The organism is Pseudodesulfovibrio tunisiensis (genome assembly GCF_022809775.1).
Taxonomy (GTDB): Bacteria; Desulfobacterota; Desulfovibrionia; order Desulfovibrionales; family Desulfovibrionaceae; genus Pseudodesulfovibrio; species Pseudodesulfovibrio tunisiensis.
The window spans coordinates 962,652-987,162 of the sequence record NZ_CP094380.1; the positions used below are offsets into that span (position 1 = coordinate 962,652).

A 24,511-nucleotide genomic window follows, 5' to 3' on the forward strand; every position below is an offset into this window, starting at 1 on the left:
CCTCGTTATTGTTCAATGGCCGGAGCGTCCGGGACGTCCAGCAGGAATTCGAGTTCAACAGCGGTCTGTTCCAGGGCATGCCGGACCGACCACGTATCCCCGTAACGGATTTCCAGTCTGGCTGGCGGCAGCATTCTGGCCCGGTCGCTTCGTTCATCGACCCAGCGCACCAGCTTTTGCGGCGACACCGCGTCGATGTCCTTGCCCCAGGTCAGCACGATTCTGGCCGGATACAGCTCGGCGCGCTCCACCTGAAGTCGCGAAAGCGTCTGCTTGAGCCGAAGCACGCCGACAAAGACCTCCACCACTTCGGGCAGATGGCCGAAACGATCCTTGAGTTCGGCCTCCAGTTCCACAAGAGTCCGGTCGTCGCGGGCCGAGGACAACGCCTTGTAATAGCGCAGACGCTCTCTCGGGTCCGGCACATAGTCGCTCGGAATATGCGCCTCGAAGACCAGATTGAGCTCCGGGTCCGTGGCCCGGTTGCTGGCTTCGCCCCGAATGCGCCGTACTTCTTCCTCAAGCATTTCCAGAAAGAGATCAAGCCCCACCTTGGCAATCTGGCCGGATTGGGCTTCGCCGAGGATGTTTCCGGCTCCCCGGAGCCGAAGGTCTTCCATGGCCACCTTGAATCCAGCCCCGAGATAGTCCATCTCCAGAATGATGCGCAACCGCTTGCGCACGAGTTCGGAGATGTCGTCCAGAGACGGAACCACGAAATAGGCATAGGCCTGCCGATCGCTTCGGCCCACGCGGCCCCGAAGCTGATAGAGCTGCCCCAGCCCGAAAAGCTGGGCCTGATCCACGATCAGGGTATTGGCATTGGGAAAGTCCAGACCGGATTCCACGATGGCGGTACACACCAGCACATCAAGTTCTCCGTGCCAGAATCCGCGCATGGCCTCCTCAAGCGCCTTTTCCGTCATGCGCCCATGCGCCATGCCCACCCGGGCGTCCGGCACAAGTTCCTTCACGTATTCGGCCACGCGTTCCAGCCCGTTGACGCGGTTGTAGACCCAGAAAACCTGTCCGCCGCGCTCCAGTTCCCGCTCCAGAACGCCCTTGAGCGTATGCTTGTCCCGGGTGATGAGCGCGGTTTCCACGGGCTTTCTGTCCTGAGGCGGTGTCTCGATGACGGACAGCCCACGTATGCCGGAAAGCGAAAGTTGCAAGGTACGCGGAATCGGCGTGGCAGTCAGGGTCAGCACATCGATGTTCTTCCGGAACTGCTTGAGCCTTTCCTTGTGCTTGACGCCGAAACGCTGTTCCTCGTCCAGAATGAGCAGACCGATGTTGGGCAGGGCCACGTCCTTGGACAGCAGCCTGTGCGTGCCGATGAGAATATCCACTTCCCCCCGAGCCGCAGCTTCCAGCACGGTACGCTGGCGCTTTCTGGGCACGAACCGGCTGAGCATGCCGATCCTGACGGGAAACCCCTCCATGCGGCGCACGAAAGTCTGGTAGTGCTGCTCCGCAAGCACGGTTGTCGGACACAGCAGCGCGACCTGTCGCCCTTCGAGCGCAGCCCGGAATGCGGCACGAAGCGCCACCTCGGTCTTGCCGAAGCCCACGTCTCCGCAGACAAGACGATCCATGGGCTCGCTGCTCTCCATGTCCCGAAACACGTCATTGACCGCGCGTTCCTGATCCGGAGTTTCCTCGAATCCGAACGTGGCCTCGAATTCCGAATACATCTCGTCGGGCGGCCCGTAGGAAAATCCCTTGGACACCTTGCGGAGCGCATACATCTCCACAAGTTCCATGGCGATCTTCTCGATGGCCTTCCTGACCCGGGCGGTTGTCTTGGCCCAGCGGGAACCGCCCAGCTTGTCAAGGACCGGGGCCGCGCCTTCGGGCCCCTTGAACCGCTGCACCAGATTGAGCCGGTCCACAGGCAGGTACAGCCTGTCGTCCCCGGCAAAAAACAGCAGTAGGTAGTCGTTGGACACATCGCCGATGTTCATGCTGTGCAACCCACCGAACCGGGCCAGACCGTAATCGCGGTGCACGAGCAGGTCCCCCTCGGACAGATCGTCGTACCGATCCATGCCCTTGAAGGCACCGGTTCTGGCCGCACCTTCCCGCGGCGCTTCGGGCTGAAGCACGTTTTCGCCGAGAATGCGCGAACCGCACCAGGAGAACTCCATGCCGGCCCGAAACGGAGACACCAGCGCAAACACGCCCTTGCCGTCCGATGAATACTCGAGGGACATGGGAATCCCTTCCTGCTCGGCAAGGGACAGAAACTTGCTGCGGGACCGCTCGGAGCGGAAACTGAGCAGAGTCTGCCCCTGCTCCCTTGCCCATTCCCCGAGAGCGGCCATGAGCACGGCCCAGGGACGCCGCGCGGCTTCCGGTTTCCAGAAAATGTCTCCGAAATCCGAATATGCCTGCTCGGGAAGATCGATCCCCATTCGGTCCGACCCCAAAGTCAAATCCTCGAACACGGCCTGCGGCTTGTCGCGCCACACGCTGCGGGCGCTCTCCTCGGTCCGGCAGATGAACCGCAGCGGCCATTTCATGCCGCTCTCGCGCGTCTCGGCCTCCAAGGCGTCGCGCCATCCCTGCTCCACATCCTCCAGACGGGAACGCAGAACTTCGCCCGAAGCCAGAATGTACGCGGCATCCGGCGGAAACATGTCTTCAAGCCCGCCTCGATCCGAGTAGAACAGGCCGGGCCAGATGTTGCCGTCCCCGACTTCGAGCCGTTCGCCAAGATGATGCTCCTCGGCAGAACTGATTTCCCCGGTGGTACGAAGTCTGGACCAGTGTTCCCGGGCCTGCCCGGCACAGGGCTCCATGCCCATGCCCGGAGCCACGGGCAGAATCACCACCTCGTCGAGCTCGGTTCTGGACCGCTGCGTGGCCGAATCGAAAAGTCGCACGCCCTCAAGGGTATCGCCAAAGAATTCCAGACGAAGCGGCATGGGATAGCCCGGAGCGTGAATGTCCAGAATATCGCCGCGCATGGCCATGTCTCCACAGCCGGAAACCAGCTTGCGACGGGTATAGCCCCAGGCCACGGCCTGCTCCATGAGCAGTTCCGGGGACATGTCGTCCCCCTTGGACAGGGAAATCCAGTTGCCCTGCAAGATGCGGCGCGGCGGCCAGTACGGCAGCAGATTGTCCACGGTCAGAAGAACGCCGCACGGCTTGCGTCCGTATTCCAGAGAATACAGCGCGGCCCAGCGCTCGCCCCAGGCTTCGGCATCGGGCTGCTTGGGAAGATACGGCGGAAACACGGCCCAACCGCGCTCCCAGACCGGAGCTTCTCCGGCCTTGCCCGGGGCCATGAGCCCCAGCAGGGCACGGGTCTCCCGAAATTCTCGGGCACCTGGCACGACCACAACGCAATTCCTGCCGCGCGACAACAGCGTCTGCGCGAACAGGGCCTGCGTTCCGGGACCGCTCTTGAAAATGCGGAGTGAATTGAGCCGACCGGAAAGGAACTCGGCGGCCTCTTTGGGAAAAACGATTGCCATAACTGAATAGTGTTTGTGGGAAAAAAGAAAAACCGCCCTTTCCCTACCGGGTTCAAGGGCGGCTTGTCACCAGAAAAAACACCGTGTCGTCAGACAGCGGCCAGTGCATCACGTTCTTCGCCGCTGAGCAGCAGGTTCAAATCCAGCAGGATGAGCAGCCTGTCCTCCAGCTTGCCGACACCTTCTATGTATTCGGAATCCATGCCGGAAACCACGGGCGGCGGCGGCTGAACCGAGTTGGCGGGAATGCGAAGCACCTCGGACACCGAATCCACGACAAAACCGACGATCATCATGTCGATTTCCATGACAATAATCCGCGTATACTTGTCGTGTTCCTTGGACTCCTGACCGAACCGGCGGCGCAGGTCCACGATGGGAATGACCTTGCCGCGCAGATTGATCACCCCTTCCACGAACTCGGGAGCTCTGGGCACCTTGGTGATCTCCATGGTCCGGATTATTTCCTGGACGCGGAGAATATCGACGCCGAACTCCTCTTCACCAATGCTGAACGTGACCAGTTGAATCAATTTCTGGTCCACTTCCCTGACTTCGGTTTCCTCGGGCTGGAAATCCATCACGCACCTCGCGAACGACATGACAAATAAAAGACAAACATTTCAGTCGAATCACCTTGGCAACCCAGAACATGTTTGTCAATGGAAAAGTCCCGCGCCCAACAGACAGCCACAGCTCGCCCGCGTTCGTCTTCCGGGATGCCATTTCCTGCATTTTTTTTAGCCAACAAAGCCCACCAGTTGACACGCTGCGCCGCGAAACACGGGTTTGAGCAGGTTGACGGCCAGAAAATAAAGGACTAACTTAAAATTCAATTTGTACCTATCAGTTTGATTTTCTTATAATTTTTCTAATCAAGGACGGTGCAGCGCGCATGGGTCAATATGCCGCCTTCACAAGCGATTCGACTCTGGAGGAACAGGTCAAATCTCTGGCCGACGAGGAACTACTGGATTTCTGGGAAGAAACCCAACAGCTTGCCAGAATGGCAAACCAGGATGACAATCCCGACGCCGAATACTGTCCCGAGTACGAACGCATCATCCTTCAGGAGTTGCAGTTCAGGACCTGCTGCCGGGGCAACATCTAGTTCCGGAAACGATCAGGAAACGCAAAAAAAAGCCCCCGTCCGAAGCGGACGGGGGCTTTTTTCGCTGTTCTGACATCAGGCCACGGCCTTTCTGCCAATACTGAAATAGGCGAATCCGCGCGCCCCCATATCCTCGGGCGCATACAGATTGCGGCCGTCAAACACGATGGGAGCGGTCAGAGACGCCTTGATGCGTTCGAAATCCGGGTTGCGAAACATGTTCCACTCCGTGACCACGGCCAAAGCGTCCGCTCCCTCCAGAGCCTCGTACTCGCTCTCCACGATCTCCAGCCCTTCCACGTCCGCCAGCTCCTTGCGGGCGCGCTCGCTGGCCACCGGATCAAAGGCGCGAACCTTCATGCCCGCAGCCGTCAACTCGCGAATCACGACCACGGAAGAGGCCTCGCGGATGTCATCGGTATTGGCCTTGAAAGCGATACCCCACAAGGCCAGCGTCTTTCCGGCGACACCCCCCTGCGGTTCGAAATACGCCTTGACCTTGTCGGCCAGCACGCCTTTCTGCACATCATTCACGTCATCCACGGCCCGAATCAAACGCGCGTTCCACCCGTGCTCGTCCGCGGTGCGGATCAGCGCCTTGACGTCCTTGGGAAAACAGGAGCCGCCATAGCCCACGCCGGGATAGATGAAACTGTAGCCGATACGGCTGTCCGACCCGATTCCGGCACGCACCTCGGACACGTCCGCGCCCACGCGCTCGCAGATGTTGGCAACCTCATTGATGAAGGAAATCTTGGTGGCAAGCATGCAGTTGGCTGCATACTTGGTCATTTCCGCGCTGCGCACACCCATGACGATGAGCTTGTCCCGACTACGCGCAAACGGAGCGTACAGGGAACGCAACACCTTGGCCGAGGCGGGATTGTCCGTGCCCACGATGACGCGATCCGGCTTCATGAAATCGTTGACCGCGTCGCCTTCCTTGAGAAACTCCGGATTGGAAACCACGTCGAAGTCGATGTCGAAACCGCGCTTTGCCAGCTCCCCGGCAATGATGCCCCGAACCCGGTCCGCAGTGCCTACGGGCACGGTGGACTTGTCCACCACGATCTTGGGCGAGGTCATGCGCTGTCCGACTTCGCGGGCCACGGCATCGACGTAGCGCAGGTCGCAGCTTCCGTCCTCACCGCACGGCGTCCCCACGGTGATGAACACGACTTCGGCCTCGGCCAGTCCCTGCCCCAGATCGGTCGTGAAATCCAATCGACCTTCCGAAGTGTTGCGGGCAACCATCTCCTCAAGGCCGGGCTCGAAAATATGCACCTTGCCGCTCTTCAGGGTTTCCACCACAACAGGATTGACGTCCACGCACATCACATGGCTGCCCATTTCGGCAAAACATGCGGCGGACACCAAGCCGACATATCCGGTCCCAACGATGCAGATATTCATTATGCAAAAAACTCCAAAGCTTTTTTTCAATCCATTTCAGGCTGTGTTGGATACATCCGTGCGTCGCATATTGTCAATGCACCCTTCATGCCGATTACCCGTTGACCAAGCGCGCCAAAGGTTGCATTCCGGTCCCGGAAGTCTTACTCAATGACTTTCAATCGCAATCTCACCCCGGAGGTACTCATATGCCAGTTCTCGTCGTCAATGTGGACCATGTTGCCACCCTTCGCCAGGCCCGGATGGGCATCGAGCCGGAGCCCGTCACGGCCGCCTACATGGCGGAAACTGCCGGAGCCACCGGAATCATTGTCCATCTGCGCGAGGATCGCAGGCATATTCAGGACCGGGACGTGGAACTGATCAAGGCCACCTGCAACACCCGTCTGCATCTGGAAATGGCAGCAACCGGGGAAATGCAGTCCATCGCCCTGAAAGTGAATCCGGAAATGGTCTGTCTGGTCCCGGAAAAACGTCAGGAACTCACCACAGAAGGTGGCCTGAACTGCATTGGCCGCGAACAGGAATTGCGCGAATTTCTGAAACCGATCCACGATCAGGGCATCAGAGCCAGCCTGTTCATCGACGCGGACCCGGCCCAGATCGAAGCTGCCGCAGCCATCGGCAGCGAATTCATCGAAATCCACACCGGTCACTATGCGGATGCCAAGGATTTCCGCGACAGAGAAAAGGAACTGGACAAGATTCTGAAAGGCATCGAACTGGCCCAGAAGCACGATCTCAAGGTGAATCTGGGACATGGCCTGAACTACCGCAACATTCTGGCCTTCAGGAATGTGCCGGGCATCAGCGAATATTCCATCGGACACGCCATCATGGCCCGCGCCATCTATGTGGGGCTGGACCGGGCCGTGCGCGACATGGCCGGACTTGTCAGAACCTTCGCGGACTAGGGACACATGATAAAAGGCATAGGCACAGACCTTGCGGAACTGGATCGCATCCGCATGCTCCATGAAAAATTCGGAGAACGGTTCGCCCGGAAAATCCTGACCCCGGACGAACTCGCTCAACTGCCCGGGAAAAACCCCGTGCCCAGACTCGCGGCCCTGTTTGCGGGCAAGGAAGCCGCGGTCAAGGCCCTGGGCACCGGGTTCGCCAACGGCATTCATTTCAAATGCGTTGAAATACTCCACGCCAAATCCGGCAAACCGGAAATAGCCTTTTTGGGCGCTGGTCAGGAAAGATTCAGGGAACTGGGTGCGACCCGGGCACACATCTCCCTGACCCATTCCCGTGACACTGCGGCGGCAACCGTGATACTGGAGGGCTGAGGAGGTACCCGACCATGCTGACTCCCCTGCCCACTCCAGCCGAAATGTCCACCTGGGACTCGGAAACCATACAGGGCCTCGGATTTCCCGGGGCCGCACTCATGGAAACCGCCAGCCGCGAGGCCCTGAACGTACTCCTGCGGGAATACGGCCCCGTGACAGGCAGAACCGTGTACTGCTTCGCAGGTTCCGGCAACAACGGCGGCGATGCGTTCGCCCTTTCCCGCCACCTTCTGGACATGGACGCCAAGGTGTCCGTATTCCACACCAAGCCCAAGAAGCGCTACCGTGGCGAAACCCGGATGCACCTGAACTGGGCGCGCGAAGTCGGTGTGCCAATACATTATCTTTCCCAAACCGACATCAGCACCCTGCCCCAGCCGGACATCATCGTGGACGGCATTCTGGGCACCGGATTCGCCGGAGAACTCCGACCGGATGCGCTGGAACTGATCCGCACCCTGAACAGCATGGGCTCTCACGCCTTTGTGCTGGCCATCGACATCCCCTCCGGCCTGAACGGCATGACAGGACAGCCACAGCCCGAAGCCATCCGGGCGAATGCCACGGCCACGTTCGAAGCGGCAAAACTCGGTCTGGCCATGCCCGAGGCCCGGACCTACACCGGAAAGGTGCATGTCCGCTCCATCGGCATTCCCAGGAAGATTCGTGAGAACCTGCCAACCCGTCACTACCTGATAGAACCGGACATCATGAACCACATCCCGGTCCCCGGCCTGGACATGCACAAGGGCACGGCCGGACATGTCGTGATCGTGGGCGGTTCCCCGGGATTGACCGGCGCGCCGCATCTGGCCGCACTCGGTGCCTTGCGAGCAGGAGCGGGCCTCGCCACCATCGCCTGCCCCGGTGCGCTGGCCCAGAGCATCAAGGCGGGCAGCCCGGACATCATGACGCTGGCGCTGGGATGCGGACCGGACTGGGACCGGGATTGTCTGGCCCAACTTCTCGAGCATTCCCGCAGGTTCGACGCGGCCGTTGTGGGCCCCGGTCTGGGAAGGGACCCGAAAACGGTTGATTTCCTCCGGGCTTTTGTTGCAGAGTGGCCGACGCACGTCGTGTACGATGCCGATGCGTTGTTCGCTCTGGCCCAAACGCCGGAACTGATCGGACAATTCGGATACCACACCGTACTCACCCCGCACCCCGGAGAAATGGCCCGTCTGGCGGGCGTTTCCACGGCCGAAATTCAGGCCGACCGGATCGGGGCGGTCCGGGCTTTCACGGAAAGCACGTCGGCAACTCTGGTTCTCAAGGGAGCCGGAACCATCGTGGCCAACGAGGTGATGACCTGCCTGTCCCCATTCGCCGAGCCCAATCTCGCTGTCGGCGGTTCCGGAGACGTGCTTTCGGGCATCATCGGCGCATTGACAGCGCAGGGCATGCCGCCCGTCCGCGCCGCGAGTCTGGCCGTGTACTGGCACGGGCTGGCAGGAAAACTGTTACGAAAAGAATATCCAATGAGGGGCAATCTGGCCCATGAAATCGCGGACATGCTTCCGCGAGCCGCAAAGGAGCATTGCAATGCTGAAAGCTGAAGACATCATGACCGTCAAATGCGTCACCTTTACTCCGGACACCGAAATCTCCGTTGCGGCCAAAACCCTGCTTGAAAAAAAAATCAATGGTGCTCCGGTACTGGAAGACGGCAAGGTCGTGGGCGTGCTCTGCCAATCCGATCTGGTCGCCCAGCAGAAAAAGGTGACGCTGCCTTCCTTCTTCACTCTGCTCGACGGCGTGTTTCCCCTATCCTCTCATGATGAGCTGGAAGCCGAGATGAAAAAGATCACGGCCCTGACCGTGGGCGACGCCATGACCGCGGCGCCGACCTTCGTGACTCCGGAGTCCACTGTCGAGGAAATCGCGACCCTGATGGCCAACGCCAAGTTGTATACCCTTCCGGTCATCGACAATGGCGAACTGGTGGGCGTCGTGGGCAAGGAAGACGTGTTGCGTACCCTTGTGCAAGGGCAATAACTTCTCCCATGCTTCTGACGCTCCGCCTGCATACCGCCGAAGACACCCTTGAACTGGGGAGGATACTGGCACAGGTACTGGCGGCAGCCCGTCCCGTGCCGGCCCTGCTCCTTCAGGGGAATCTCGGCTCCGGCAAAACCACGCTGATCCGCGGATTGGTGGAATCCCTGCCCGGCTCGGAACTCGCTGAAGTTTCGAGTCCGAGTTTCAATATTTTCAATCTGTATCCGACCGTCCCGCCTGTCGCCCATTTCGACCTGTACCGTCTGGAGGGCATGCCTCCGGACGAATCCCTGTTCGAATTTCTGGGCGCCCCATCCACTCTCACGGCAGTCGAATGGATACAGTTTCTGGACCGGGAATACTGGCCGGACAACGGCCTGTTTCTGGAATGGAAGCCGTGCGAGACTGGACGAACCCTCGAAATGCATGCCATTGGAAAGGATGCCGAGGGTCTGATCGAAACACTGAAACCCCGGCTGGAGAGGTTTGTCGGGGCAAAGAGGCCAAAATGAACATCGTTGTACAAAAATTCGGAGGAACCTCGGTCCGCAACCTCGAATGCCAGCGCCAGGTCATGAAAAAAGTGCTTCGCCCTCTGCGGGACGGCAACAAGGTCGTGGTGGTGCTCTCCGCCATGTCCGGCGAGACCAATCGGCTGCTGGACCTGGCCCGGGAATGGTCTTCCACCCCGGACCCGGCGGAAACCGATACGCTTGTTTCCACGGGCGAGCAGGTCTCCTGTTCGCTTTTCGCCATGCTGCTCAAGAATCAGGGCATTCAGGCCCGCTCCGTGCTCGGCTTTCAGGTCCCCATCACGACCGACGGCTCCCACGGCAGGGCCCGAATCATGGACATAGACGCGGACAAGCTCAAAGGTCTGCTTGAGGAATACGACGTGCTGGTCATGGCCGGCTTTCAGGGATGCAGCGATTGCGGCCGCATCACCACCTTGGGCCGCGGCGGTTCCGATACGTCCGCAGTTGCTCTGGCCGCCGCCCTTGAGGCCGACCTCTGTGAGATCTATACCGACGTCCCCGGCGTATTCACCACGGACCCCAATATTTGCAGCGATGCTCGAAAGCTGGACAGAATCGTCTACGACGAGATGCTGGAAATGGCCAGCATGGGTGCCAAGGTGCTCCAAATCCGCTCTGTTGAATTTGCCAAGAAATACAATGTTACCGTACATGTCCGCTCCACCTTTTCCGATGAGCCGGGCACCATAGTCACTCAGGAGGATGAAAACATGGAAGCTGCACTTGTTTCCGGAATCGCTTACGACCGGGATCAGGCTCGCGTCACTCTTGTTCACGTCATTGACAAGCCCGGCGTTTCCGCCACCATTTTCGGTCCCCTGGCCGACAAGAAGATTCTCGTGGACATGATCGTCCAGAACCCGAGCAAGGACGGTGTCACGGACATGACCTTCACCGTGCCTCGCGCCGACCTTGACCAGACCGTCAAAATCCTGGACAAACTGAAATATGAAATAGGCTACGAGGAGCTGCGTTCCGACCTGAACGTAGCCAAGATCACGATTATCGGCGTCGGCATGCGCAGCCACTCGGGTGTGGCCTCCCGGGCGTTCCGCGCGCTTGCCGACGAGAATGTGAACATCCTGATGATCAGCACTTCCGAGATCAAGGTCACATGCCTCATAGACGACAAATACACCGAACTTGCGGTGCGAACTCTTCACAAGGCTTTTCAGCTGGAAGAAGAACAAACAATACGAGAATAATGAAACAGGTCAAAATATACGACACCACGCTCAGGGACGGAACCCAGGCCGAGGAACTGAACCTCACTCACGAGGACAAACTCCGCATAGCCAGAAAACTGGACGAATTCGGCATCCACTACATCGAGGGAGGCTGGCCGGGTTCCAACCCAACAGACAGAAAATTCTTTGACGCCGTCAAACGGCAACCGCTCAAGAACGCGAAGACAACCGCGTTCGGCAGCACGCATCTGGCCAAGCTCACGCCGGAAAGCGATCCCAATCTCGCGGCCCTGCTCGAAGCGGGCACGGACGCCATCACCATCTTCGGAAAGACATGGGACCTCCACGCCACGACGGCGTTGGGGGTCCCACTGGAACGCAACCTCGAACTCATCGCCAACAGCCTCGGGTATCTCAGACCACGGACTCCCGAACTCTTCTTCGACGCGGAACACTTCTTCGACGGATTCAAAAACAATCCGGAATACGCCCTGACCTGTCTCAGGACAGCCCACGAGGCCGGGGCCGACGTGCTCGTGCTATGCGACACCAACGGCGGCACCCTGACTGCCGAGGTCGGCGAAATCATTCGCACGGTCCGCGAAGAACTGCCCGAAGCCGCTCTCGGCATCCATGCGCACAATGATTCCGAACTTGCGGTGGCCAACTCTCTGGAAGCGGTCCGGCTCGGCGCGGTGCAGGTTCAGGGCACCATGAACGGCTACGGTGAACGGTGCGGCAATGCCAACCTCTGCTCGATCATCCCGAATCTCGAACTCAAATGCGGCATCCACTGCGTGGGCGCAGACAACCTCAGACGACTGGCCGCCACCTCCCATTTCGTAAGCGAGACAGCCAACCTGCGCCCCTTCATGCGCCAGCCGTTCGTGGGCGCATCCGCCTTTGCACACAAGGGCGGCGTGCATGTCAGTGCCATTCTCAAGGACTCCCGGACCTACGAACACATTCGACCGGAACTGGTCGGCAACGGACAGCGGGTGCTCCTGTCCGACCTTGCCGGGCGCAGCAACATCATGTTCAAGGCCCGGGAACTCGGCTATGATCTGGGCAAGAACGATCCGACTCTGGACCGGCTGCTCAAGGAATTGAAGCTCAGGGAAAGCATGGGCTACGAATATTCCGTGGCCGACGCCTCCTTCGAACTCATCCTGCTCAAGGCATTGGGCAAGGAACTGGACTACTTCCACTTCCGCAACTTCTTCGTTGTGGACGCAAAACGCGAGGAAGACCCGGAGCCCTTTTCCGAGGCCACGGTCATCGTGGAGGTCAAGGGCGAGGTGGAACACACCGCAGCCACGGGCATGGGACCGGTCAACGCTCTTGACCGCGCCCTGCGCAAGGGGCTGAAACGCTTCTATCCGGGACTTTCGGACATACGCCTGCTCGACTTCAAGGTCCGCGTCCTGTCCGGAGTCATGCGCGACACGGGTGGAACCGCCTCGTTTGTCCGCGTGCTGGTGGAATCCGGCGACAGGGAATCGCGCTGGACCACCATGGGCGTCTCCCACAACATCATTGAAGCGAGCTGGCAGGCCGTGGTGGATTCCATCAAGTACAAGCTGTACAAGGACGACCTCCGGCGACAGGCGGATTGACCCGCTTTCATCCTGCAAAAAAAAAACGCCCGGCTCCCTCACGTGGAGCCGGGCGTTTTCCTTTCGAAAATCAGCGGATGTTCGGCAGTTGCCGAGCCGCCCATGACGAGGCCTTGAGATATTCCGTGGCAGCCTTGGTCAGGCAGGCGCCGAACCGGACGATGAACCCGTTGGCATATCCCCAACGGGCCTGTTCCACGGCGTCCAGCATGTCCAGCCACTCCCGATATTCGTTTTCCTCGCCGCACAAGGCCGCCTTCATGTCATGATCAAGCGGAATGTCGGCCAGAGCCTGACGCATGTCATAGGAAAGCAGTGCATCCAGTTTGGAAAAGAGGCCGAGCAGAAACATGGATTCCCCGCTTTGCGGCAACCGGGACAGGACCGAAGCAAGCTTCCCCAGAAACCGGGCACGCTGCAAGGCCATGTATGCCAGTTCTTCTCCCCTGGGTGTGGGGTCAAGGTCGGCCATGATCACGACCATGGCCCAATGACGCACCTCCTTGAGTCCGAGGAGGGAAACGGCCTGCGGAATGGAACGGATGCGGTTGCGCATGCCGAAGGATGCGGAATTGATGTATTTGAGCAGCTTGTAGCTCAAGGCGACGTCCGTGGAAATGATGGCCGACAGCTCGTCAAGCTCGCAAGCCGAATTGTTCAATTCCCGCAGCAGTTGCAGCTTGGCCACGTTTCCCGAAGAAATATCCCTTTCCGGATCAATGAACGGACGGCTGAAAAACGAACCCTGAAACAGATCGAATCCGAGAGCCCGCGTCCCTTCATAGGCTTCCCAGCTTTCAATGTCCGACGCAAGAAACCTGCCGGGAAAATCCTTGAGCGAATGTCTCGCCTTGACAATATCCCTTGGAGATTTTCCAGCCAGTGAAACCCGAAAGATGTCGGCCTCTGCGGCAAGTTCATCAAAGACTTCGGCTCCGACATCCTGATCCAGCAGCATTGTTCCGCCGAATTGCTTCATGGTCTCGACGAAAAGACGATGTTCCCGGGACCCGGCCGACTCGCCGGAAAAGGTGACAACGCAATTGCCCCAGTCGATGGGGGTGTCTCCCTCGCCAAGCAGTTCCTCAAGATCCGCGCTGACGAATATTTTCTTGTCGATTCCGGCATTCTCGCCGATGGCGGCCAGAGTATCCCGAAACGCGTCCACCATGTTTTCCTGAACGAGCCCATCCAAGGCCTCGACAGCATTCGTTTTGAGTTCGTACCCCCAAACGTTCCTGTCCCGGTCAAAAACCGGTTGCCGAACGAGAAAAAGCGAACTGTCGCCGAGTTCCATGGTTTCGTCGGAAAGCATGTTCCAGAGGCTCCTCTTCCCACACGCCGTCATGTTGTTGCCACCCTGAAAGGGCATACCTATTTTGAATTATTGTTCAATATTTGAAAACTTTCCCCAAGTAAATACTCTCCAGCAAAAAACGCCACTGCGCACCATTATTTTGGGAATCGGCTAACATGATTCCGTCCCCGAAAAGAAACAGGCCCGCGCAGAAGCGCGGGCCTGACAAAAAGCCTGAAACAGCCTTCGGGCTGCCTACAGCGTACCAGCGACCTTGCGGGTCAGACGCACGAGCTGATTCGTGAAACCGGCCTCGTTGTCGTACCAGATGATCAGCTTGAGCTGGGTGCCGCCCATGACACGGGTCAGCTGCGAGTCAACTACGCCGCCGTGGGTGGAGCCCATGAAATCCACGGAAACGAGAGGCTCTTCGGTGTAGCCCATGTTCTCGTTGGACGCGGCCTTGAGCGCGGCGTTCACCTCTTCCACGGTGGTGGGCTTTTCCAGTTCGCACACCAGATCCACCAGAGACACGTTGGGAGTGGGAACGCGGATGGCCATGCCATCCAGCACGCCGTTCAGTTCGGGGATGACCAGCCCCACGGCCTTGGCCGCACCAGTGGTGGTGGGAACCATGTTCACGGCGCAGGCGCGGGCGCGACGGATGTCCTTGTGGGAACCGTCGAGAATGCGCTGGCTCATGGTATAGGAATGCACCGTGGTCATGATGCCGTGCTTGATGCCGAAGGTGTCGTTGATCACCTTGGCAGCCGGCGCCAGACAATTGGTGGTGCAGGAGGCGTTGGAAATGATCCTGTGTTCGGGCTTGAGGTCCTGATCGTTCACGCCCATGACGATGGTCACGTCCGGATTCTGTCCGGGAGCGCTGATGATGACCTTTCTGGCACCGCCAGCCATGTGCTTCTCGCAGCTCTCGCGATCACGGAACTTGCCCGTGGATTCCACAACCAGATCGCAACCGGACCAATCCCATTCCCCCGGTGCATTGCGGGTCACCTTGACCTGCTTCCCGGCCATGACAAAGCCGTCATCATTGGCCTCCACATCCATGAAACGGCCGTGCACCGAGTCGTACTTGAGCAGATGGGCCAGGTCTTCATTGGAAGCGCGGGCATTCACCTGTACCAGTTCCAGCTCGGTTTCTTCGGCCAGCAAACGGGCCATGTAGCGGCCGATACGTCCAAAACCATTGAGGCCAACTTTAACTGCCATATCCGATCCTCCTGAAAATGAGAGTTTTATTCCGTACACTACAGAATGGGATAGACGAAACCATACTGACGCAGGGAATATACGTCAACGAGGGTGAATTAGAAAATACCATCCCTCAGCGTGTCCATGGCCTGTCTGTCCGTGAAATCGAAACGCAACGGGGTCAGGGTGACATGTCCCATGGTCAGCAGTGCGCGGTCCCTGTCGGGACTGAGCCGCTCGGGAGGAATCATGCCGTTGAGCCAATAATACGGCCCGCCTCTGGGGTCAATCCTTGCGTCGTACCAATCGTCATACGAAGCGCGGGTGTGAGGGCAGACGACCAGATCAAGGGTCTCCTCCATCGGCCTGTCCGGAAAATTGAGGTTGAGCACGCATTTTTCCGGCAGACGATCAAAGGGAATCCGGTTGAGCAAATCCGCGGCATACCGGGCCTGTCCGCTCAGCTCGACAGCTTTGAAGCTGTCCATGGACACGGCCATGGCGGGAATGCACATGAGCGCGCCTTCCGTGGCTGCGGAAACCGTACCGGAATACAGGATGTCCACGCCCACGTTCGCCCCGGCATTGATGCCGGAAAGCACGAGATCGGGCTTGCGCTCCAGGAGCGTGGTAAGTCCGAGTTTGACGCAGTCCACGGGAGTCCCGTATACTCCGAGTCCCTGAAACCCGTTTTCCCGAAATTCCTTGACCTTGAGCGGCATGCTCAGGGTGACGGCATGTCCCACGGCGGACTGTTCGGTCACGGGTGCGACAACATGCACCGAATGTCCGGCCTCCTTGAGGGCAAAATAGAGCGCCCGCAGGCCTGCAGCCTGTATGCCGTCGTCATTGGCAAGCAAGATGTCCATGCAGCCTCCGGCGTTGTGTGTTTGACAATTGCAGTGAAATCAGGTTCATAACCTTCTAGCGGGGAAACACCCCCTGAAAGTCCCCACAGGGATGCGATTTCCGAGGGGTACCTGAACATCAACCGGTTTACAAGACACGTGCCACAAAAAACACAGTATATTAATGAGCTGACGCCCGGCGATCAGATCAACGACATCTTTTTGCTGGCATCTGCCAGCCTGTCCCAGTCCCGAAACGGCCCGTACTGGAACCTCGTGCTCCAGGACAGGACCGGCAAGGTCAATGCCAAGATATGGAACCCCAAGAGTCAGGAATATCCCGCACTGGAATCCGGCACGGTGGCCGGAGTGCTCGGCTGGGTGGAAAGCTACCGCGACCAGCCCCAGATCAAGGTCGACAACCTGATCCTGAACCCGATCCCTCGGGAACAGATAGATTTCGCTGACTTTCTCCCCAGCTCGGAAGTGCCGCCCCAGGACCTTCTGGAGCAGATGGAAGACATGATCACCGAATACATGAAGCACGGGCCGTGGAAGAAGTTCTGCCGCAAGCTGCTTCGCTCCGAAGATATCCGCAACCGTCTGCTCACGGCTCCGGGCGCAAAGACCGTGCACCACGCCTATGTGGGTGGCCTGCTTGAACACTCCCTGAACGTGGCCCGGCTGTGCATGTCCATGTGCGATGTCTATCCGCAACTGGATCGACAGACCCTGCTCGCCGGAGCCCTGTTCCATGACCTTGGCAAGGCATGGGAACTGTCCGGCGGTCCGGAAAACGACTACACGGACGAAGGGCGACTCATGGGACACATCCAGCTCGGTCTGGAAAAACTCGAACCGTTCCTTGCCAAGACCAGAGATCTGGATCAGGGACTCAAGCTGCACTTCAAGCACCTGATCACCAGCCATCACGGAGAACACGAATTCGGTTCCCCGATTCGTCCCAAGACTGCCGAAGCGTTCGCCCTGCATTTCGCGGACAACATGGATGCCAAGATGAACATCATCGGACAGGCCTGTGACGAGATGGACAAGAGCGGACAGGAATGGTCCCCGTACATGCGCTTTCTCGAACGCAACATCCACCGCGCTCCCAGAACGCCGGACAGCACGCGCAAAAACAGCAACTCCAGCGAGAACCAATGTTTATTACCTTTGAAGGGATAGAAGGCACTGGCAAGACCACCCAGATTCAGCGCGTCCGCGAACACTTCGAAGCTCAGGGCCGCGAGGTATTTCTGACGCTGGAACCGGGTGGCAGCCGCGTGGGCAGGGAACTGCGCAAGATGCTGCTCCATGTGGACAACAGTGACATTACGCCCATCACCGAGCTGTTCCTGTATCTCGCGGACCGCGCCCAGCATGTCGCCCGAGTCATCCGGCCGGAGCTGGAAGCGGGCAAGGTCGTGCTATGCGACAGATTCGCGGACTCCACCGTGGTCTATCAGGGCTACGGACGGGAGCTGGACGTGGACCTGCTCCGCCAGCTGAACGAAGTTGCCGTTGACGGATTGTGGCCCGATCTCACCGTGGTTCTGGACATCGACCCGGAAACCGGTCTGGAACGTGCCAACAGCCGCAATGCGGAAAACGGGATTTCCCGGGAGGAAGGCCGTTTCGAGGCCGAGCACATCACCTTTCACCGCCGCATCCGCGAAGGCTACCTGACATGGGCGGCCATGAACCGGGACCGCATCAAGGTGGTGGATGCCACCCCCGATCCGGACACGGTTTTCGAACGCGTCCTCAGCATCATCGAATCCAGACAGGCATAAGGATTTCCAGAGCATCAATGAACAGGCCGGCTTTTCGCCGGCTTGTCCTTTTTCATTTACCGGGAAGAACGTCCCGGGAAACGCCGAATATAATTCTTCCCTGCCCATGCAGCACGTAATGTGATATGTTCGCAGGAACAACAACCATTTCGCAACAACACGCAAGCCAATGAATCATGAACCTCCAAGGCCGGGGAAAGGCAGATTTCTCCAGCCGACAGTCATATTGGATACCGTCAAATACCTTGCTGTCGTCGGTGCGCTGACATGGCTGCTGGCAGCCGGAAGCGACCGGCTGGGATACAACTGGCAGTGGTACCAGATTCCCCAATACCTCTGGACAACGACCGACGACGGTTTCCAGTGGGGCAAGCTCATGCTCGGCCTCGGCGTGACCTTCAGGATAACCATCTGGAGCCTGATCCTCGCCTTTGTCGTGGGACTGGGATCCGCGCTCATGCGTCAGTCGGACTCGTGGGCAGCCCGAGGCGTAGCACGGGCATACATGGAAATCATCCGCAACACCCCGCTGCTCATCCAGATATTCTTTCTCTATTTCGTGATCGCCCCGATTCTGGACATCTCCGCATTCTGGTCCGCAGTGCTGGCCCTGAGCCTGTTCGAGGGGGCGTACGCTTCGGAAATATTCCGGGCAGGCATAACGTCCATCGACACGGGCCAGTTCGAGGCAGCAAAAAGTCTGGGCATGAACGGATTCGCCATGTACCGCCACATCATCCTGCCGCAGGCCATCCGTCGGATACTGCCGCCCCTCACCGGGCAGGCCGTATCCCTGGTCAAGGATTCCGCGCTGGTCAGCACCATCGCCATCTTCGACCTGACCATGCAAGGCATGTCCATCATTTCGGAAACATTTCTGACGTTTGAAGTCTGGTTCACCGTGGCCGCCATCTATCTTGCCGTGACCCTGACCCTTTCCGGGGCGGTTCGCGTCATGGAACGGCGGTTCGGCAATACCACGGCCTGAAGGCCGCAACCCCAACTACAGGAGAAAGCCATGACCTTGTGGAGAACAGTCGTCTCATCTCTGGTCACTCTGGTCGTCATCCTCGGCGTATCCCACGTCACCCTTGCCGGAAGCGACACGCGCAACGCGCTGGCCAGGGAAAGCTCTCTGGAAACCATCCTGAAACGCGGTACGATCAAGATCGGTTTCGACACTTTCAAACCATGGGCCATGAAGGACAAGACCGGAGAATACATCGGTTTTGAAATCGACGTGGCCAAAAGGCTGGCCTCGGACATGGGCGTCAAGGCCGAATTCGTGCCCACCAAGTGGTCCGGCATCATCCCTGCCCTGCTCTCCGGCAAGTTCGACATCCTGATCGGCGGCATGGGCATCACCCCGCAGCGCAATCTCAAGGTCAATTTTTCCATGCCCTACGAATTCACGGGCATGGCCATCCTTGCCAACAAGGCCAAGGCCCCGGGCCTTTCCTCCCTCGAGGACTTCAACAAGCCGGAGATCGTGGTCGCCGTAAGACTGGGCACCACGGCAGCGGAAGCCGCAAAGAACTTTCTGCCCAAGGCCACGAAACGCTTTTTCGAAGAGGAATCCCAGACCATTCAGGAACTGCTGAACGGCCGTGCGCACGCGCTCGTGGCCTCCAATCCGCTCCCGGCGAACCTTGCCGCGGAATATGCGGATCAGATATACCTCCCGCTTCAGGAGGACTTCACCAGCGAACCCATCGGATTCGCCCTGCGCAAGGGCGATCCGGACTTCCTGAACTGGGTGAACAACTGGATTCTGTTCACCAATGCCAAGGGCTGGCTCAAGAACCGCTATGACTACTGGTTCAAGACCAAGGAATGGGAAAACCGGATTCAATAGAACGGAAAGCGGAACCTTGAGACACTCCACGCGCCCCCGCGCCTTTCGCATCACTCCGGTTGATGCGGCGATACTGCTCGCCGTTGCCGGAGCCTTCGGCTACGTCGGCTACAAGGCCGCGACCGGACTCAACTACCATTGGAAATGGGAAATCATTCCCCAGTACATCCTGCGCTTCGACGAAACCGCAAAGGCATGGGTTCCGGGCCTGCTTGTCCATGGACTCCTGACCACGATCCGGCTCAGCCTGTGGTCCGGAGTCCTGGCCACCATCCTCGGAACGATCATGGGGCTGTTCCGGGTCAGCCCCCGCCTGTTCCGCAGGCAGATTGCCGGCACCTATGTGGAACTGATCCGCAACACTCCGCCGCTGGTTCTCGTCTTTGTCTTCTACTTCTACATCGGCGACCAGATCATGGCGCTCCTGCACATGGACGAACTCATCCGGAGCCTTCCGCTCTCCTCGCTGGGACCGGTGGAATTCCTGTTCGGACCGCCGCACCAGTTGCCGCAGTTCCTGTCCGCGGTGATCACGCTCTCGCTCTTCGAGGGCGCATACATTGCGGAAATCGTGCGGGCCGGCATCGATTCCATCGAACCGGGCCAATGGGAGGCGGCCCGTTCCCTCGGCATGAGCCGCTTCAAGCAGATGCGCTACATCATCATGCCGCAGGCAATGCAACGCATGTTGCCAGCACTGGCAGGACAGTTTATATCCACAATCAAGGACTCCGCCATCGTGTCGGTCATTTCCATCGAGGAACTGACCTTTCAGGGCCAGCAGCTCATGGCGACCACCTATCGCAGCTTCGAAGTCTGGATAACCGTGCTCGCCATGTATTTCGCCCTGACATTCTGCTGCTCCCTGGCAGTCCGCAAGCTGGAACTCGGTCTGCAGAGGAAATAGGATCATGCTCGATTTCCTGAAACGATTCTTCCGGCCCAAACTGGACGCTGGCAAGACGCAGTCAACCGCGGTTGCAAAGGCAACCGCGTGTACAACGCCCTTTGACCTGGAGGCATTCATCATGAGCGAAGATGTCAAGGTTTACGCCCTTTCCACCTGCATTCATTGCAGAAACGCAAAGAAGTACCTCGACGAATGCGGGGTAAAATACGCCTGTATCCACGTTGATGAGCTCTCGGGAGATGACCGCAAGCAAGTCGTGGAAGAAGTGAAAAAACACAACCCCGCTGTTTCGTTTCCCACCATCGTCATCCGGGAAAAGGTTGTCGTGGGATTCAACAAGGACAAAATCGACGACGCGCTCAAGGGGTAGATCATGGACGCAAAAACGCTCTACGACAATCTCAAGGCCATTCAGGAAGCGCAGGGCTTCCAGTTCAACAAGGACATGGACCACACTCTGTCCCTGCTGGAAAGCCTGCTGGAAAACAAGAAGCGTTACGGCTACATGGCCTGCCCATGCAGGCTGGCCAATGGCGACTTTCAAGCCGACCGGGACATTGTCTGTCCCTGCGTCTACCGCCAGCCCGATGTCGAGGAATTCGGAGAATGCTATTGCGGACTGTACGTATCCGAGGCATGGAACAATGGCGAGATCGAAAAACAGACCGTGCCGGAACGCAGACCACCGGAAAAAATCGTCTTCTGACACGAAAATCCCTGAATAAATCAACAGGGCCGGGCACGAATGTGTCCGGCCCTTTCTCTTTTCAACGCAGGATTGCCCCCGACGGCTCCACAACTCCGGTAGCGACCCGGATTACTCCTTTTTTTGTCCTGGATTTGTGGGAGAGGCCCTGCAGAGCCCAATCCGGACAAGGAAGCCGTCGGGGGCAAAGACCACGCACCCCACCCGATCCGATTGGATCGGAACAATCAGATGATGTCCCGGAGAATGCGCGCATACCTGTCGCGCACCTCGTTCATGACATCACCCTTGCTGATCATGCGTCCCCCCGCATACACTGCGAGGTCGACCACGTCGCGGGAACGAAATCCCCGAAAATTCTTCTTCTTTTCCTTGATCTTCCTGCCCGTGACAAAACTGATGGTGGTCTCGTCCTTCAACTGGTCCGGCACCACTGTGGCAAGAGAAACGGACGAAACAATGATGAAGGTCTCCTCCGTGGCATAGTTTCGCATGATTTCAGCCAATGCCGTGCCGATCACCATCCCGGCCATGCCGCCGGTCACGGTGTCCGCGGACCGCCCGCCCTGAATGCCCGGGGCCGCCCCGGCCACGCCGCCCATGGCCGTGCCCAGAAACGTGTACTCCCTGGGCAGCATGTCCGTGACCTGCCCGAAATAACGGACATTCACGTCCAGCAGAATGCCGAAGCCGGAACCATGCACCACCTCGTAGCCGAGATTGGAATACGCCTGCTCCAGCCGGGTCCGAAACGCGTACATGTCCAGATCGGGATCACCCGAGGTATTGCGGATGCGCAGCTTGAGCCGATTGTCCCTGTACATGGCCGGGTCCGTGACGAACTCCCCGCTCTTGACCGCACCATAGGAGAACCCGGTGCCCGGGTCCTTGACCAGCTTGTATCTGTTCTTCTGCGTGGAAACACAGGCCGCAACCAGCAGCATCATCCATGCGGCCAGAATCCACACCAACAGCTTTCTCATTGCTTGCTCCCCGTCAGATAGGCGACTTCATTGTCCTTCAGGAATCTGCAGACTTCGGAATAGTGAATGGAAAAATTCAAACTGACCGCTCCATCCCGGATATCGCCCCAATCGTTCACGCCGACCACCTGATTGCCCCAGAACAGTGGACCGCCCGAGTTGCCGTGATTCACCGCAGCATCGGTCTGCACGAACAGGACGGGTTTGCCCTTCACACCCATGACGCTGGAGGCCTTGCGCACGGAACTGGCTATGCCGCGCGTCACGGAAAACAGATGGCCGTTGGGGTGCCCGATGACTTCGAGTGTCTCGCCAAGCGGCATGGTCCGCCCGGAATAGAATCGCACGGGCCTGCCCATGGTATCCGCCTGAATCAGGGCGAGATCAAGCCGCACATCCTTGGCCACCACCTTGCCGAAGGTTTCCCGCTCGTCGAAAAGCCGAAGCTTCACAAACGAATTTTCCTCCACCACATGATAATTGGTCAGCACCAGATTTTCCGTGACATAAAACCCGGAGCCCAACCCTCGGCCCATGTTCTGCACGACCACCACGCTGTCGAACCGCCTGTCATGGTATCTGTCGAAGTCGAAGGTTTCCTTTTTCAGGTTGGCCAAGGCAACGTTGCGATCCCTGACAATCTCCCGATGCACGGATGCCAGCGACGCATAGCGTTTTCTCGCAGCCCCATCCGCTGCGAAATCCGCCAGCAGATCGGACAGATTCACGGTCACGGCCTCCTGTTCGAATCGTACCACATCGTCCTCAAGCACGGAAGAACCCAGAAACTTGTCCTTGTCCGGATCGGACTCCATCATGTCGTAACAAACCGCAAAATACGACTTGCGGCGCACGTCGAACGTGTTGGCAAACCATGTCCGGCTGCGCTGGTCCACCACGTAGTAATCCACGGTGGCCGCCTTGGACACGTCCATGTGCGCACGGGTTACCATGTAGGGCTGATAATTCGGAACGGAAATATATTTCGGGGTGTTGCGCATTTTCACCTTGAGCTGTTCCAGCCGCGTGGCCGTGTCCCGCACCTGATCCTCCTTGGCGCTCTCCTCGGCCATGTGCACAAGGATGGACCAGGCCCACGGCGTGGTGCTTTTGGACGTAGCTGCATGATACTGTTCGGATGCGGCTTCCAGCTCGGCCCTGACGATCTCGTATTCCGGATTCTCCTCCTTGCCATAGGAGGCCACGAACACGGACTCCATGCGTTCGGTCTCGGAAACGGAGCGCCGCGCCTTGGACATGGCCACGTTCATCAGAATCAGGATGTCCGCGTTCTTCACGGTCACGCTGGAAAACGCGGTTTTCATGTTTGCCTTTTTCGCCTCGAACGGCACATCCAGCTTCACGTCGATGGGAAAATCCAGCACCTTCTTCCGGATCAGGTCCGGGCTGGTGACCTGAAGAAACGCCACCTTCACGCCCGGAATGCGCGACAGGGAATACCCGGCGTCCGTGCACTTGCGATACGCCGCAAGGATATCATGCAGATCGGCTCCGGCAGGCTCGGGACACAGGGACAGGAAATACCGCTCCCCCAAAGAATCACGCATGGATTGAGGCAAGGCATCGCCATGGCATTGCGCGAACGCGGCAACCTGCGAAGGCGTTGCCTTTTTCAATGCCTCGGCCACATGCGATGCATTCTCGGACAGCACGGTTTCCCGATCCACGGGAACCGGATACTCCGCAAAAAAATCCAGACCGGAAAACAGCGGATATACGGCAAAGGCCCTGACCGCTCCCCGCCTGATTTCCGCCAGTCTTCCTTCAAAGGCATGGACGGCCTTGTCCAGACTCTCGGGTCGAAAGCGCGGAGACCTGTAACAGGCCAACTCCCGAAGCGCATCCACTCGGATCCCAAGCCGTTCCAGATCGGCCTTCACCAACGGCCAGCCGCTCCGGTCCACTGGCCAAATGATTGCGGCAACCTCCTGCTGCACGGCCAGAGCTTCAGGCGCATGAAGGTAATCCACCCCGGCCTTGAGCCTGTCCAGCAACGCCCGGACCTCGGCATTCGTTGCCGCAGCGGACGCGAACCATGCTTCATGGGCAACGACCACGGCAACAGCGCGATCCGGATAGCCCTGCTCCATCAGAATTTTCACCTGCACATCGGGAGCTTCGGAATCAAGAGATCCATTCCCGCCTTTCCCGGCCTGACAGGACATCAGGACAATGGACAACAGGACAATCGGAACCAGAGAAGAAAAACGCCTCATTCCTTCCACCTCAGGAACATGAA

23 protein-coding genes are annotated in these 24,511 nt (G+C 58.6%); 15 read left to right on the forward strand and 8 right to left on the reverse strand.

Going from position 1 to position 24,511, the window contains the following annotated elements; translation table 11 throughout:
• Positions 1-5: 5 nt before the first annotated feature.
• The gene (gene mfd / locus MPN23_RS04860; protein WP_243546471.1) at positions 6-3,482 is read right to left on the reverse strand and encodes a transcription-repair coupling factor; all 3,477 of its coding nucleotides are present in this window, start codon (positions 3,480-3,482) and stop codon (positions 6-8) included.
• A gap of 89 nt (positions 3,483-3,571) precedes the next feature.
• Positions 3,572-4,063: a chemotaxis protein CheW gene (locus tag MPN23_RS04865; RefSeq protein WP_243546472.1), complete on the reverse strand. Its 492-nt coding sequence runs from the start codon at positions 4,061-4,063 to the stop codon at positions 3,572-3,574.
• Positions 4,064-4,377: 314 nt separating this feature from the next.
• Here MPN23_RS04865 and MPN23_RS04870 point away from each other — a divergent pair, with 314 nt between their 5' ends.
• On the forward strand, positions 4,378-4,593 hold the full coding sequence (locus tag MPN23_RS04870) for a hypothetical protein (protein ID WP_243546473.1): 216 nt from the start codon (positions 4,378-4,380) through the stop codon (positions 4,591-4,593).
• Positions 4,594-4,668: 75 nt separating this feature from the next.
• Here the strand turns inward: MPN23_RS04870 and MPN23_RS04875 are convergent, their stop codons facing one another.
• Complete coding sequence (locus MPN23_RS04875; protein WP_243546474.1) at positions 4,669-6,006, reverse strand: UDP-glucose dehydrogenase family protein; 1,338 nt, start codon at positions 6,004-6,006, stop codon at positions 4,669-4,671.
• A gap of 188 nt (positions 6,007-6,194) precedes the next feature.
• On the opposite strand from MPN23_RS04875, the gene MPN23_RS04880 reads away from it, so the two are divergent.
• Genes MPN23_RS04880 through cimA form a run of 7 tightly spaced genes read left to right on the forward strand, consistent with a single transcriptional unit; the run spans position 6,195 to position 12,641 of the window.
• Entirely contained in the window at positions 6,195-6,920 is a 726-nt protein-coding gene (locus MPN23_RS04880; protein WP_243546475.1) for a pyridoxine 5'-phosphate synthase, read from the forward strand.
• Positions 6,921-6,926: 6 nt separating this feature from the next.
• Positions 6,927-7,301 carry a holo-[acyl-carrier-protein] synthase gene (locus MPN23_RS04885; protein ID WP_243546476.1) on the forward strand — a complete coding sequence of 125 codons (375 nt, stop codon included), beginning with the start codon at positions 6,927-6,929 and terminating at the stop codon, positions 7,299-7,301.
• Positions 7,302-7,315: 14 nt separating this feature from the next.
• Positions 7,316-8,860 (forward strand): NAD(P)H-hydrate dehydratase, encoded by a 1,545-nt coding sequence (locus MPN23_RS04890; protein ID WP_243546477.1) that lies wholly within the window; start codon positions 7,316-7,318, stop codon positions 8,858-8,860.
• Positions 8,847-9,299: a CBS domain-containing protein gene (locus tag MPN23_RS04895; RefSeq protein ID WP_243546478.1), complete on the forward strand. Its 453-nt coding sequence runs from the start codon at positions 8,847-8,849 to the stop codon at positions 9,297-9,299. Before MPN23_RS04890 ends, MPN23_RS04895 begins: the two co-directional genes overlap by 14 nt.
• Before the next feature lie 8 nt (positions 9,300-9,307).
• Positions 9,308-9,814, forward strand: a complete 507-nt coding sequence (gene tsaE, locus MPN23_RS04900; protein WP_243546479.1) for a tRNA (adenosine(37)-N6)-threonylcarbamoyltransferase complex ATPase subunit type 1 TsaE — start codon at positions 9,308-9,310, stop codon at positions 9,812-9,814.
• The gene (locus MPN23_RS04905; protein WP_243546480.1) at positions 9,811-11,043 is read left to right on the forward strand and encodes an aspartate kinase; all 1,233 of its coding nucleotides are present in this window, start codon (positions 9,811-9,813) and stop codon (positions 11,041-11,043) included. The genes tsaE and MPN23_RS04905 overlap by 4 nt, the downstream gene beginning before the upstream one ends.
• Positions 11,043-12,641, forward strand: a complete 1,599-nt coding sequence (cimA, locus tag MPN23_RS04910) for a citramalate synthase (protein WP_243546481.1) — start codon at positions 11,043-11,045, stop codon at positions 12,639-12,641. Before MPN23_RS04905 ends, cimA begins: the two co-directional genes overlap by 1 nt.
• A 70-nt stretch (positions 12,642-12,711) precedes the next feature.
• Here cimA and MPN23_RS04915 read toward each other — a convergent pair whose 3' ends face one another.
• The 3 genes from MPN23_RS04915 to surE all read right to left on the reverse strand — a co-directional run bounded on the left by MPN23_RS04915 (position 12,712) and on the right by surE (position 16,022).
• A complete protein-coding gene (locus MPN23_RS04915; protein ID WP_243546482.1) occupies positions 12,712-13,956 on the reverse strand; it encodes an EAL and HDOD domain-containing protein in 1,245 nt (414 codons plus the stop codon).
• Positions 13,957-14,193: 237 nt separating this feature from the next.
• Positions 14,194-15,171: a type I glyceraldehyde-3-phosphate dehydrogenase gene (gene gap, locus MPN23_RS04920; RefSeq protein WP_243546483.1), complete on the reverse strand. Its 978-nt coding sequence runs from the start codon at positions 15,169-15,171 to the stop codon at positions 14,194-14,196.
• Between the two features lie 98 nt (positions 15,172-15,269).
• Entirely contained in the window at positions 15,270-16,022 is a 753-nt protein-coding gene (surE, locus tag MPN23_RS04925; RefSeq protein ID WP_243546484.1) for a 5'/3'-nucleotidase SurE, read from the reverse strand.
• 138 nt (positions 16,023-16,160) lie between these two features.
• Between surE and MPN23_RS04930 the strand changes: the two genes are divergently transcribed.
• The 7 genes from MPN23_RS04930 (at position 16,161) to MPN23_RS04960 (ending at position 21,268) form a co-directional block, all read left to right on the forward strand.
• Complete coding sequence (locus MPN23_RS04930; protein ID WP_243546485.1) at positions 16,161-17,189, forward strand: 3'-5' exoribonuclease YhaM family protein; 1,029 nt, start codon at positions 16,161-16,163, stop codon at positions 17,187-17,189.
• A complete protein-coding gene (gene tmk / locus MPN23_RS04935) occupies positions 17,165-17,797 on the forward strand; it encodes a dTMP kinase (RefSeq protein WP_243546486.1) in 633 nt (210 codons plus the stop codon). Before MPN23_RS04930 ends, tmk begins: the two co-directional genes overlap by 25 nt.
• 169 nt (positions 17,798-17,966) lie before the next feature.
• Positions 17,967-18,785 carry an amino acid ABC transporter permease gene (locus MPN23_RS04940; protein ID WP_243546487.1) on the forward strand — a complete coding sequence of 273 codons (819 nt, stop codon included), beginning with the start codon at positions 17,967-17,969 and terminating at the stop codon, positions 18,783-18,785.
• 30 nt (positions 18,786-18,815) lie between these two features.
• Complete coding sequence (locus MPN23_RS04945; protein WP_243546488.1) at positions 18,816-19,652, forward strand: transporter substrate-binding domain-containing protein; 837 nt, start codon at positions 18,816-18,818, stop codon at positions 19,650-19,652.
• 16 nt (positions 19,653-19,668) lie between these two features.
• Positions 19,669-20,559, forward strand: coding sequence for an amino acid ABC transporter permease (locus MPN23_RS04950; RefSeq protein WP_243546489.1), 891 nt, complete (start codon positions 19,669-19,671; stop codon positions 20,557-20,559).
• 4 nt (positions 20,560-20,563) lie between these two features.
• Positions 20,564-20,932: a glutaredoxin family protein gene (locus MPN23_RS04955; RefSeq protein WP_341540097.1), complete on the forward strand. Its 369-nt coding sequence runs from the start codon at positions 20,564-20,566 to the stop codon at positions 20,930-20,932.
• Positions 20,933-20,935: 3 nt separating this feature from the next.
• Positions 20,936-21,268 (forward strand): ferredoxin-thioredoxin reductase catalytic domain-containing protein, encoded by a 333-nt coding sequence (locus MPN23_RS04960; protein WP_243546490.1) that lies wholly within the window; start codon positions 20,936-20,938, stop codon positions 21,266-21,268.
• Between the two features lie 227 nt (positions 21,269-21,495).
• Here MPN23_RS04960 and traT read toward each other — a convergent pair whose 3' ends face one another.
• Positions 21,496-22,251: a complement resistance protein TraT gene (gene traT / locus MPN23_RS04965; RefSeq protein ID WP_243546491.1), complete on the reverse strand. Its 756-nt coding sequence runs from the start codon at positions 22,249-22,251 to the stop codon at positions 21,496-21,498.
• Positions 22,248-24,488, reverse strand: a complete 2,241-nt coding sequence (locus MPN23_RS04970; RefSeq protein WP_243546492.1) for a S1C family serine protease — start codon at positions 24,486-24,488, stop codon at positions 22,248-22,250. The genes traT and MPN23_RS04970 overlap by 4 nt, the downstream gene beginning before the upstream one ends.
• Between the last annotated feature and the right edge of the window lie 23 nt (positions 24,489-24,511).